Annotated in this window: 11 protein-coding genes; 10 read left to right on the top strand and 1 reads right to left on the bottom strand. The window is 50.8% G+C overall.

The window, feature by feature from the left end; translation table 11 throughout:
* The first annotated feature begins 40 nt into the window (after positions 1-40).
* From pth to ACJHWT_RS10990, 3 genes are all read left to right on the top strand, one after another.
* Entirely contained in the window at positions 41-625 is a 585-nt protein-coding gene (pth, locus tag ACJHWT_RS10980) for an aminoacyl-tRNA hydrolase (protein ID WP_000152933.1), read from the top strand.
* Positions 626-741: 116 nt separating this feature from the next.
* On the top strand, positions 742-1,833 hold the full coding sequence (gene ychF / locus ACJHWT_RS10985; protein WP_000505872.1) for a redox-regulated ATPase YchF: 1,092 nt from the start codon (positions 742-744) through the stop codon (positions 1,831-1,833).
* Positions 1,834-2,024: 191 nt separating this feature from the next.
* Entirely contained in the window at positions 2,025-2,201 is a 177-nt protein-coding gene (locus ACJHWT_RS10990) for a hypothetical protein (protein WP_001311636.1), read from the top strand.
* Between the two features lie 36 nt (positions 2,202-2,237).
* Here ACJHWT_RS10990 and dhaR read toward each other — a convergent pair whose 3' ends face one another.
* Positions 2,238-4,157 (bottom strand): dihydroxyacetone kinase operon transcriptional regulator DhaR, encoded by a 1,920-nt coding sequence (gene dhaR, locus ACJHWT_RS10995; RefSeq protein WP_000092838.1) that lies wholly within the window; start codon positions 4,155-4,157, stop codon positions 2,238-2,240.
* A 227-nt stretch (positions 4,158-4,384) separates the two neighbouring features.
* Between dhaR and dhaK the strand changes: the two genes are divergently transcribed.
* From dhaK to ACJHWT_RS11030, 7 genes are all read left to right on the top strand, one after another.
* Positions 4,385-5,455, top strand: a complete 1,071-nt coding sequence (gene dhaK / locus ACJHWT_RS11000) for a dihydroxyacetone kinase subunit DhaK (protein WP_000733697.1) — start codon at positions 4,385-4,387, stop codon at positions 5,453-5,455.
* 10 nt (positions 5,456-5,465) lie between these two features.
* Complete coding sequence (gene dhaL, locus ACJHWT_RS11005; RefSeq protein ID WP_001317780.1) at positions 5,466-6,098, top strand: dihydroxyacetone kinase subunit DhaL; 633 nt, start codon at positions 5,466-5,468, stop codon at positions 6,096-6,098.
* Positions 6,099-6,108: 10 nt separating this feature from the next.
* Positions 6,109-7,527 carry a dihydroxyacetone kinase phosphoryl donor subunit DhaM gene (gene dhaM / locus ACJHWT_RS11010; RefSeq protein WP_001317779.1) on the top strand — a complete coding sequence of 473 codons (1,419 nt, stop codon included), beginning with the start codon at positions 6,109-6,111 and terminating at the stop codon, positions 7,525-7,527.
* A 320-nt stretch (positions 7,528-7,847) separates the two neighbouring features.
* Positions 7,848-9,545, top strand: a complete 1,698-nt coding sequence (gene treA / locus ACJHWT_RS11015) for an alpha,alpha-trehalase (protein WP_000841695.1) — start codon at positions 7,848-7,850, stop codon at positions 9,543-9,545.
* A 336-nt stretch (positions 9,546-9,881) separates the two neighbouring features.
* Complete coding sequence (locus ACJHWT_RS11020) at positions 9,882-10,904, top strand: iron ABC transporter substrate-binding protein (RefSeq protein WP_000060151.1); 1,023 nt, start codon at positions 9,882-9,884, stop codon at positions 10,902-10,904.
* A complete protein-coding gene (locus ACJHWT_RS11025) occupies positions 10,904-11,884 on the top strand; it encodes a FecCD family ABC transporter permease (protein ID WP_001261264.1) in 981 nt (326 codons plus the stop codon). Before ACJHWT_RS11020 ends, ACJHWT_RS11025 begins: the two co-directional genes overlap by 1 nt.
* Positions 11,881-12,639 carry an ABC transporter ATP-binding protein gene (locus ACJHWT_RS11030; protein WP_000173318.1) on the top strand — a complete coding sequence of 253 codons (759 nt, stop codon included), beginning with the start codon at positions 11,881-11,883 and terminating at the stop codon, positions 12,637-12,639. Before ACJHWT_RS11025 ends, ACJHWT_RS11030 begins: the two co-directional genes overlap by 4 nt.

Genomic DNA, 12,639 nt, shown 5'->3' on the forward strand with positions numbered 1-12,639 from the left:
AACTACGCGCCAGTTATGTACACACTCAGGACAAAAAAACGTGACGATTAAATTGATTGTCGGCCTGGCGAACCCCGGTGCTGAATACGCCGCAACGCGACATAATGCTGGTGCCTGGTTCGTTGACTTACTGGCAGAGCGATTGCGCGCTCCGCTGCGCGAAGAGGCTAAATTCTTTGGTTATACTTCGCGAGTCACCCTTGGAGGCGAAGATGTCCGCCTGTTAGTCCCGACTACATTTATGAATCTCAGCGGCAAAGCCGTTGCGGCGATGGCCAGTTTTTTCCGCATTAATCCGGACGAAATTCTGGTGGCCCACGACGAACTGGATCTGCCTCCTGGCGTCGCCAAATTTAAGTTGGGTGGCGGTCATGGTGGTCACAATGGACTGAAAGACATCATCAGTAAATTGGGTAATAACCCTAACTTTCACCGTTTACGCATCGGAATCGGTCATCCGGGCGATAAAAATAAAGTTGTCGGTTTTGTGTTAGGCAAACCGCCTGTTAGTGAACAGAAGTTAATTGATGAAGCCATCGACGAAGCGGCGCGTTGTACTGAAATGTGGTTTACAGATGGCTTGACCAAAGCAACGAACCGATTGCACGCCTTTAAAGCGCAATAAGTCGTTGTCTGCGGCATTTTTGCCGAGTGCCGTGTATAATAGGCAAAGTTATTTCCATTTCTGCAATCTGTTAGCAATAACAGGTTGATTATTAAGATATTAAGGTGATTTAAATCATGGGATTCAAATGCGGTATCGTCGGTTTGCCCAACGTCGGGAAATCTACCCTGTTCAACGCGCTGACCAAAGCCGGTATTGAAGCGGCCAACTTTCCATTCTGCACCATCGAGCCGAACACGGGCGTCGTACCAATGCCTGACCCTCGCCTGGATCAACTGGCTGAAATCGTAAAACCGCAGCGTACACTTCCCACGACCATGGAATTTGTCGATATCGCCGGTCTGGTAAAAGGCGCATCGAAAGGCGAAGGTCTGGGTAACCAGTTCCTGACCAACATCCGTGAAACCGAAGCGATCGGTCACGTTGTTCGCTGCTTTGAAAATGACAACATCATTCACGTTTCCGGCAAAGTTAACCCGGCGGATGATATTGAAGTTATCAACACCGAACTGGCGCTGGCGGATCTCGACACCTGTGAACGTGCGATTCATCGCGTACAGAAGAAAGCCAAAGGTGGCGATAAAGACGCGAAAGCCGAGCTGGCGGTACTGGAAAAATGCCTGCCCCAGCTGGAAAACGCAGGTATGCTGCGTGCGCTGGATTTAAGCGCTGAAGAGAAAGCGGCTGTTCGTTACCTGAGCTTCCTGACGCTAAAACCAACAATGTACATCGCCAACGTCAACGAAGACGGTTTTGAAAACAACCCGTATCTTGACCAGGTGCGTGAAATCGCAGCGAAAGAAGGTTCTGTTGTAGTTCCGGTTTGTGCTGCTGTTGAAGCAGACATTGCCGAACTGGACGACGAAGAGCGTGACGAGTTTATGCAGGAGCTTGGGCTGGAAGAGCCGGGCCTGAACCGTGTGATCCGTGCCGGTTATAAGCTGCTGAACCTGCAAACTTACTTCACCGCTGGGGTGAAAGAAGTGCGTGCATGGACCATTCCGGTTGGTGCAACCGCGCCGCAGGCAGCGGGCAAAATCCATACTGATTTTGAAAAAGGCTTTATCCGTGCACAAACCATCTCGTTTGAAGATTTCATCACTTACAAAGGTGAACAAGGCGCGAAAGAAGCAGGCAAAATGCGTGCAGAAGGCAAAGATTACATCGTTAAAGATGGCGATGTGATGAACTTCCTGTTCAACGTCTAATTCCGCTAATACTACCCTGGCGGTTAATAACGAGCCATTATGTGAGTTGCACGTAATGGCTTTTTTACGCCTGCTACGCGTCTTCTTTCAATTCTGAGTTACCAAAACTCATAATCAGACTCCTGACAATATTAACAATGCAGCTTTTATGTGATAACAATCACAGTGCATTAACCGTTCAAGAGTTTGTCATGAAAAAAACATTTACCTTCAGCCTGTTAGCAATTGTCTTTGCAAGCCTGTTGAGTGCTTGTGTTCCCCACCATCATCACCGCCACAGCGATGGCCCTCGTGGTCCTGCGCCCTCCGGTAAGCCAATGCCACCTTCAAATGGTGGGCCAAATCACGGCAGTCATGGTCGCTATTAATTAGCAATTCATAGCGGGAAAGTACATACTCTCCCGCTATCCACGGCGCTTAAACTGCCCTGCATCAATGCCATGTTGCTTCATTTTCCGCCACAGCGTAGTGCGGCCGATTCCAAGTAAAGCCGACATTTCCTGAATGCGACCGCCTGTGACCTGGGCTGCGTTAATAATTGCCTCTTTTTCAACTTCCGCAAATGACAGACTGGTGGAAAGGCGAGTGGCGCTGACATCATCTGTCGCCTGCTCGGTAAAGAGATGTTCAGGTAAATCACTGACGCGAATGCGCCCGTTATCACTACTCAGAGCAAGATTCTCGATGACGCTGTAAAGTTCAAAATCGTTGCCAGGCCATGCACAGGAAACCAGGCGAGCGAGGGCATCGTCATCAATTTTCAGCCGCGTAGAGAAGCGTTTTTCAAGACTGTGTAATTTGTTATTCACCAGCGCCGGAATGCTGCCACGCCGCATACGCAGAGGCGGGATGGTAATTTCAAATGCATGCAGCGCGTAATACAGCTGGCGACTAAAACGATTTTGTTCCACCAGCATTGCCAGGTCCGCGGTCGTTGTGGCAATCACTTTGACATCAATGGGTATTAAACGCCGCGCATCCAGTCGCGTGATAACACCCTGCTTGATAACCTGAAGCAAAGCAGACTGTAACTCCACCGCCAGATATTCAATCTTTTCAAGAAACAGCGTGCCGCCGTGCGCCAGTTCCAGCCGACTCAGACGGCCATTTTCATTATCCGTGCGATCGCCACCAATAAATTCTTCCGCCAGCGCCGCATCACCATATAACTCACAATTGACGGCGATATAAGGCCCCGCTGCACGCTCGCTTTCATTATGAATTGCCTGACTTAGCAGTGCCTTGCCCACGCCCTCTTCTCCACAAAGCAGGACAGGAAAGCTACTGCGCGCCGCCTGGCGACCAAAATGAATCAAGCGGCGGGTTTGCGGATCGTCCTGTGGCATATGAGCGAAGGTATGGCTGACTTTTCCTAATTGACTGGTCATTAACTGCCGCATCTGTTCCACAGGATGGAGCAACAAAATAAAGCTGGTTCCCTGCGTTTCTATTATCGGTTTAAGGGTTATCACCGCATCAATAAACTGGTGCTGGCTTTCAAAGGTTGCTTCTACGTGTTTGAGCGGATGTGCCTGTTTTATTGCTTGTTGCAATACGGCGGGTAACGTTAAGAGTTCAGTGATTGCCCGTCCCTGACTTGCCGTCGCGTCAAGGCGTAAGACCCGCGCCGCCTGGGCATTAATAAATTGCAAATTACCCTGCTCGTCCCAGCTAATCACGCCATCATCCATACTTTCTAACAGGGCATTAAGTTGATTTAAATGACGGTTAGTTTCAGCGAGCAAACTGTCCGTCAGCAGTAAATTTCCGACCTCGCGTGCGATTGCCAACGTCAACGGCAAATCAGCTGCGGTAGTTTGCTCAACCGGACACGCCAGCGCTATTGTTCCCGTCAATCGGCCCTTGCTGTCAAACAACGGCGTTGCACAAAAGGCCCAGTTCCAGAGTGCCTGTTTGAAATGTTGATCGGCCATCGTTTTCACGGCCTGACCAGAGATAGCCGCTAACGATAGCGCACAAGTACCAATAATTCCCTCGGCGCAATACGTGCCGTCATTGAATCCCAGTGCACTTAGTTGCTGCAAGGTTTGCGGATCGCCATTACGGCTGAGAATGCAGGCGGTTTCATCGAGGATAAGCAGCGCACACGCTCGCGGTGCCATATATTCCCAGGCATCTTCCAGCGCAGCCTGCCCGAGCGTCAGCATCGCTTTCTTACGCCGATAAATAGACGCAAATGTCACGCCCTGGGCCTGGTGTGGTACGTTCCATGTCTCCCGTTTCATCAGCTTAATGCATCGCTCCCAGGAGGTTGCAATTAAGGGAGATATGTCCCGACCATCGTTGTTAAAAGCGCTACTCATATCCCGCATCCCTTATGACAAAAGGTGTTCCGGCTCGCAATTTTAAGTATTAATACACGTAAAAGTTTCAATATGGAACATTCATTAAAGAATATGTTTCACTATGAAACATAATTTGGGCTAATTTTCTTTTCCCTTGCCTGATGCACAATGGATTCATCGGCAGTCAGTGGTCGCCGTGTCGTTGAACATCATCCATGCCCTACCGTAATTGCTGGAGCAAAATAATGAAAAAATTGATCAATGATGTGCAAGACGTACTGGACGAACAACTGGCAGGACTAGCGAAGGCGCATCCATCGCTGACACTGCATCAGGATCCGGTGTATGTCACCCGAGCTGATGCCCCCGTTGCAGGGAAAGTCGCCCTGCTGTCGGGTGGCGGCAGCGGACACGAGCCGATGCACTGTGGCTATATCGGTCAGGGGATGCTTTCGGGAGCCTGTCCGGGCGAAATTTTCACCTCACCGACGCCCGATAAAATCTTTGAATGCGCCATGCAAATTGATGGCGGCGAAGGTGTACTGTTGATTATCAAAAATTACACCGGCGATATTCTTAACTTCGAAACAGCAACCGAGTTACTGCACGATAGCGGCGTAAAAGTGACCACTGTGGTCATTGATGACGACGTTGCAGTAAAAGACAGTCTTTATACCGCCGGGCGGCGCGGCGTTGCCAACACCGTATTAATTGAAAAACTCGTAGGTGCAGCGGCGGAGCGTGGCGACTCACTGGACGCCTGTGCGGAACTGGGGCGTAAGTTGAATAATCAAGGCCACTCAATAGGTATCGCTCTCGGTGCCTGTACCGTTCCTGCCGCGGGCAAACCTTCTTTTACCCTGGCGGATAATGAGATGGAGTTTGGCGTCGGCATTCATGGTGAGCCAGGTATTGACCGCCGCCCCTTCTCTTCCCTTGATCAAACCGTCGATGAAATGTTCGACACCCTGCTGGAAAATGGCTCATACCATCGCACTTTGCGTTTCTGGGATTATCAACAAGGCAGCTGGCAGGAAGAATCACAAACTAAACAACCGCTCCAGTCTGGCGATCGGGTGATTGCGCTGGTTAACAATCTTGGCGCAACTCCGCTTTCTGAGCTGTACGGCGTCTATAACCGCCTGACCACACGTTGCCAGCAAGCGGGATTGACTATCGAGCGTAATTTAATTGGCGCGTACTGCACCTCACTGGATATGACCGGTTTCTCAATCACCTTACTGAAAGTTGATGACGAAACGCTGGCACTCTGGGACGCCCCGGTCCACACCCCGGCCCTTAACTGGGGTAAATAAGGAGATAGCAATGTCACTGAGCAGAACTCAAATTGTTAACTGGCTCACTCGTTGTGGCGATATTTTCAGCACCGAGAGCGAGTATCTTACCGGACTGGATCGCGAAATTGGCGACGCTGACCACGGGCTAAATATGAACCGAGGCTTTAGCAAAGTGGTGGAAAAACTCCCTGCTATCGCAGATAAAGATATCGGTTTCATTCTCAAGAATACCGGTATGACGCTACTTTCCAGCGTCGGTGGTGCCAGTGGTCCGCTTTTCGGTACCTTCTTTATCCGCGCCGCACAGGCGACCCAGGCACGGCAAAGCCTGACGCTGGAAGAGCTTTATCAGATGTTCCGCGATGGCGCGGACGGCGTAATCAGTCGCGGGAAAGCCGAACCTGGCGATAAAACCATGTGTGATGTGTGGGTGCCGGTGGTGGAATCGTTACGTCAGTCCAGCGAGCAAAATCTCTCTATTCCGGCGGCGCTCGAAGCTGCCAGTAGCGTCGCCGAATCCGCTGCACAAAGTACGATTACGATGCAAGCTCGCAAAGGCCGTGCCAGTTATCTCGGTGAACGCAGTATTGGTCACCAGGACCCCGGTGCGACCTCGGTGATGTTTATGATGCAAATGTTGGCGTTAGCCGCAAAAGAGTAAGGAATTGGTGATGGTAAACCTGGTCATAGTTTCACATAGCAGCCGACTGGGAGAAGGCGTCGGTGAATTAGCCCGTCAGATGTTAATGAGTGATAATTGTAAAATCGCCATTGCCGCGGGAATTGACGATCCACAAAATCCCATTGGTACCGATGCCGTCAAAGTGATGGAGGCCATCGAATCTGTTGCCGATACCGACCATGTGCTGGTCATGATGGATATAGGAAGCGCATTATTGAGTGCTGAAACTGCGCTGGAATTGCTGGCTCCCGAGATCGCCGCAAAAGTACGTTTGTGTGCTGCGCCGTTGGTCGAAGGTACACTGGCAGCAACGGTTAGCGCGGCCTCGGGGGCGGAGATCGACAAAGTGATCTTTGACGCCATGCATGCGCTGGAAGCCAAACGTGAACAACTGGGTTTACCCTCCTCCAACACTGAAATCTCTGACACATGTCCTTCGTACGATGAAGAAGCCCGTTCTCTGGCGGTGGTCATAAAAAACCGTAACGGCCTGCATGTACGTCCGGCCTCCCGGCTGGTTTATACCTTATCGACATTTAATGCCGATATGTTGCTGGAGAAAAACGGCAAATGCGTCACACCGGAGAGTATTAACCAGATTGCGTTACTACAAGTTCGCTATAACGATACGCTGCGCCTGATTGCGAAAGGGCCAGAAGCTGAAGAGGCACTGATCGCTTTCCGTCAGCTGGCTGAAGATAACTTTGGTGAAACGGAGGAAGTTGCTCCACCTATTCTGCGTCCCGTTCCGCCTGTTTCGGGTAAAGCCTTTTATTATCAACCGGTTTTATGTACGGTACAGGCAAAATCAACCCTGACCGTGGATGAAGAACAAGAACGATTACGCCAGGCCATTGACTTCACGTTATTAGATCTGATGACGTTAACAGCGAAAGCAGAAGCCAGCGGGCTTGACGATATTGCCGCAATCTTTTCTGGTCACCATACACTGTTAGATGATCCGGAACTGCTGGCGGCGGCAAGCGAACTCCTTCAGCATGAACATTGCACGGCAGAATATGCCTGGCAGCAAGTTCTTAAAGAACTTAGCCAGCAATACCAGCAACTGGATGATGAATATCTACAGGCTCGCTATATTGATGTGGACGATCTTCTGCATCGCACCCTGGTCCACCTGACCCAAACGAAAGAAGAACTCCCGCAGTTTAACTCGCCAACGATTCTACTGGCGGAGAACATCTATCCCTCCACAATACTGCAACTGGATCCGGCGGTTGTAAAAGGTATTTGCCTTAGCGCCGGAAGTCCGCTATCCCACAGCGCCCTGATCGCCCGTGAACTGGGGATTGGCTGGATTTGCCAGCAGGGTGAGAAACTGTATGCGATACAACCAGAAGAAACGCTAACGCTGGACGTTAAAACGCAACGTTTCAGCCGTCAGGGTTAAACCACCGTTCGGATGGCATCGTTCTGATGCCATCCGGCTATTTACTCTGCACGGATGATTTTTAACTACCTGTTATATTTTTTACCAAATCATGATGATTTTTTCTGCGCTAATCGCGAACCCAACGCCGCTGGCTGGCTAACAAACAGACGTTATTTGATCACTCTATTTCGACGTTATTTATCCCTTTAATTCCCTTTTCTAAAATGCCTGACCGTTCGCAGAATGAGATTTCGATCATGCAGCTAGTGCGATCCTGAACTAAGGTTTTCTGATACTTGAATACCGTTTTATTCGGTTTCGCCAAAGGAGAATGATTGATGAAATCCCCCGCAGCTTCTCGCCCGCTAAAAATGGCGTTAATTCCAGCCTGCATCTTTTTGTGTTTCGCTGCGCTATCGGTGCAGGCAGAAGAAACACCGGTAACGCCACAGCCGCCTGATATTTTATTAGGGCCGCTGTTTAATGATGTGCAAAACGCCAAACTTTTTCCGGACCAAAAAACCTTTGCCGATGCCGTGCCGAACAGCGATCCGCTGATGATCCTTGCTGATTATCGGATGCAGCAAAACCAGAGCGGATTTGATCTACGCCATTTCGTTAACGTCAATTTCACCCTGCCGAAAGAGGGCGAGAAATATGTTCCGCCAGAGGGGCAATCACTGCGCGAACATATTGACGGACTTTGGCCGGTATTAACGCGTTCTACCGAAAACACCGAAAAATGGGATTCTCTATTACCGCTGCCAAAACCTTATGTCGTGCCAGGCGGACGTTTTCGCGAGGTATATTACTGGGACAGTTACTTCACCATGTTAGGACTTGCCGAAAGCGGTCACTGGGATAAAGTCGCGGATATGGTGGCCAATTTTGCTCATGAAATAGACACTTACGGTCATATTCCCAACGGCAACCGCAGTTACTATTTAAGCCGCTCGCAGCCGCCCTTCTTTGCCCTGATGGTAGAGTTACTGGCGCAGCATGAAGGCGACGCCGCGTTGAAACAATACCTGCCGCAAATGCAAAAAGAATATGCTTACTGGATGGACGGTGTTGAAAACCTGCAAGCCGGACAACAGGAAAAACGCGTTGTAAAACTTCAGGATGGTACCCTTCTCAACCGCTACTGGGACGATCGCGATACGCCACGACCAGAGTCATGGGTGGAAGATATTGCCACTGCCAAAAGCAATCCGAATCGACCTGCCACTGAAATTTACCGCGACCTGCGCTCTGCCGCTGCGTCTGGCTGGGATTTCAGCTCGCGCTGGATGGACAATCCGCAGCAGTTAAACACCTTACGCACCACCAGCATCGTACCGGTCGATCTGAACAGCTTGATGTTCAAAATGGAAAAAATCCTCTCCCGCGCCAGCAAAGCTGCCGGAGATAACGCGATGGCAAACCAGTACGAAACGCTGGCGAATGCCCGTCAAAAAGGGATCGAAAAATACCTGTGGAACGATCAACAAGGCTGGTATGCCGATTACGACCTGAAAAGTCATAAAGTGCGCAATCAGTTAACCGCGGCCGCCCTGTTCCCGCTGTACGTCAATGCGGCAGCGAAAGATCGCGCCAGCAAAATGGCGACGGCGACGAAAACACATCTGCTGCAACCAGGCGGCCTGAACACCACGTCGGTGAAAAGTGGGCAACAATGGGATGCGCCAAACGGCTGGGCACCGTTGCAGTGGGTCGCGACAGAAGGATTACAAAACTACGGGCAAAAAGAGGTGGCGATGGACATTAGCTGGCACTTCCTGACCAATGTTCAGCACACCTATGACCGGGAGAAAAAGCTGGTGGAAAAATATGATGTCAGCACCACCGGAACAGGGGGCGGCGGTGGCGAATATCCATTACAGGATGGCTTTGGCTGGACCAATGGCGTGACGCTGAAAATGCTGGATTTGATCTGCCCGAAAGAGCAACCGTGTGACAATGTTCCGGCGACGCGTCCACTCAGTGAATCAACAACACAGCCGCTAAAACAAAAAGAGGCGGAACCTACGCCTTAACTTTACTGTATATCGAGCAATGCCATTACGTGCATAAAATTGGCATTGCTCTTTCTTCATCACGAAATACCAAATACCACTCTTTCTACGGTCTATGCCTTTATTTTCTTTTATTAGAGAAGATTTTAATTTTATTTTATCAACTTGTTAATCATTACACCTCTATTTATATTTTCCCCCACTCCCCATTCTCCCTGACAATTTTCTTGTGGAACAAAGTGTTATTTAAGAAACAAGCAAATCATTCTGTCTCTTTAGACAAATTTTGACATCAAACATGATCCTTTTCGCTATATGTGTAAGTATATAGCGGTTTTAATTATCAGGATATTACTTATGTCACTAACCAGACGGAGGTTTACACAGATTCTTGCGTCGACATTGTTCCTGCATCATCTGCCGTCCTTTGCACAATCAGTCAAATTCTGGGCCTCACGGACGCTTCCCGAAGCCCAAAACATTACACGCATCGTCAGCGCAGGCGCGCCCGCCGATTTACTATTGCTGGCTGTCGCGCCAGAAAAAATGGTCGGTTTTTCCTCTTTTGATTTTGCCCGTCAGGCATTAATTCCATTGCCAGAGCACATTCGCCAGTTCCCCAGGCTGGGACGACTCACCGGGCGCGCCAGCACACTCTCGCTGGAAGGGCTTATGGCGTTACATCCCGATTTGGTCGTTGATTGCGGCAATACGGATGAAACCTGGATCTCCCAGGCACGGCAGGTTAGCGAACAGACACAAATACCCTGGTTATTGCTTAACGGGAAACTGGAACAATCAGCAGAACAGTTAACAACGCTTGGCAAAACGTTAGGCGAAGAGCACCGCGCCGCAGAACAAGCCAATCTCGCCAGCCGCTTCGTTGGTGAAGCTCAGGCATTCGCCACCTCACCCGCCGCTAATCTCAGCTTTTATGCTGCGCGCGGTCCTCGAGGGCTGGAAACGGGCTTACAGGGTTCGTTGCATACCGAGGCGGCGGAATTATTAGGTTTGCACAACGTCGCGCAAATAGCCGATCGCCACGGTCTGACACAGGTTTCCATGGAAAATCTCCTGCGCTGGCAGCCGGATATTATTCTGGTTCAGGAGGCCGTTACTGCAGATTTTATTCGTCGTGATCCTCTCTGGCAGGGCGTGAAAGCCGTTGCGGAACAACGCATCTTATTTTTAAGTGGCCTGCCCTTTGGCTGGCTGGATGCCCCGCCGGGAATCAACCGTCTTCTGGGATTACGCAGACTTCACGCCTGGCTGGATCCCGCCATCAATCGCCAGTTTAAAAGTGACATACAGCATTACGCCCAACTGTTCTGGCATTGTTCACTCAGTGACGCCGACTATCAAAAATTGGTGGCGAGCTAATGAGAACCGTAAACGGATGTATTTTGCTGCTGGCAGCTATCAGTATCACTTTTGCCGCCGTAAGTGGGGCTTATCATCTCGATATGCAGCAACTGCTGGCGCTCATTCTTCGTCAAGAAAATGTTCCTGTGCAGGAACAAATTGTCTTCTGGCAAATCCGCGTGCCGCGTATTCTTGCTGCGCTGTTTCTGGGCGCGGCGCTGGCAGGGGCCGGAACCACCTATCAGGGAATGTTGCGTAATCCCTTAGTGTCACCGGATATTTTAGGCGTCTCCGCCGGTGCCGGACTTGGTGCCTGCGCGGCAATCCTGTGGGGATTATCCATTGTTTACATCCAGCTGTACGCATTTTGCGGCGGGCTGATGGTGGTCGCGGGCGTCTGGTTGATTACGCGTCGGGTGACCCGCCACGATCCGATCTTAACCCTGGTGCTGGTAGGTATTGCGTTAGGCACGTTGTGCGGAGCGGGGATATCGCTAATAAAAACGCTGGCCGATCCTTACACCCAGTTACCGTCAATTACCTTCTGGTTGCTGGGGGGGCTGTCCACCGTGACCTTACGCGATCTCTGCTATGCTGCACCGATCATTCTCATAGGCTCCTTGCCCCTGTTTTTTCTCCGCTGGCGCATGAATTTACTCACGCTTTCCGACGACGAAGCCCGTTCGCTGGGACTGAACGTGACACGTCTGCGCTTTGGATTGATTGTCTGCGCCACACTCATCACCGCCAGCACGGTAGCAATAGCGGGCATAATTGGTTGGGTCGGACTGGTCGTTCCGCACATTGCCCGCTTGTTGACCGGTCATAACCATCAGCAGCTGTTGCCCATGGCAATGTGTACTGGCGCGATTCTGCTCCTGCTTACCGATACGCTGGCACGCAGCATTGGAACAACAGAAATCCCACTTGGCATTCTGACCGCTTTTGTTGGTGCACCGTTTTTCCTGTTTTTGTTGTTACGCGGAGGTCGCCAGTGACTTTGCTTGCCGTCCGTCATGCGTCTCTGGGTTACTCCCGCCATCCGGTGCTACGCGACGTGTCCTTCACCCTGTCGCAAGGAACAATTTGTTGTCTGTTAGGAGCCAATGGTTGCGGCAAAACCACACTCATGCGCTCCATTCTTGGCGTTATACCGTTATTAAAAGGCGAGATCTTACTGGATAGCCTCTCTGTGCAGACACTCAGCCATCGCCAGCGCGCGCAGGCTATTGCCTGGGTGCCGCAGGCGCACGACGGCATTTTTGCTTTTAGTGTGCTGGATATGGTGTTGATGGGCCTGGCCCCCACCATAGGCGCTTTTTCCGTTCCCGGTAAGCAAGAACGCCTGAAAGCAACGGAGCAACTGGAAAAGCTGGGCATTTTGCATCTGGCGGCACGACGCTGGAATACGCTTAGCGGCGGTGAACGTCAGCTGGCTTTAATCGCCCGTGCACTCGTCCAGCAACCGCGCTTGTTATTACTGGATGAGCCTGCCTCCAGCCTCGATTTCGGTCATCAGATCCAACTTCTGGACACGCTGGCGCAGCTCAAAAATAACGGCATGACAATGTTAATGTCGACTCATCATCCGCTCCATGCCAACGCCATTGCCGACAGCATTATCCAGGTAGAGCCAGATGGACGAGTAACACAAGGCTTACCGACCGAACAGTTAACAACGAAAAAACTGGCTGCCCTGTACCGGGTTTCTGCCGACCAGATTCACCATCACCTCTCTGCAATTAAGCACTAA

The sequence above is a fragment of the Escherichia sp. WS338 genome (assembly GCF_046486405.1).
GTDB lineage: Bacteria > Pseudomonadota > Gammaproteobacteria > Enterobacterales > Enterobacteriaceae > Escherichia > Escherichia coli.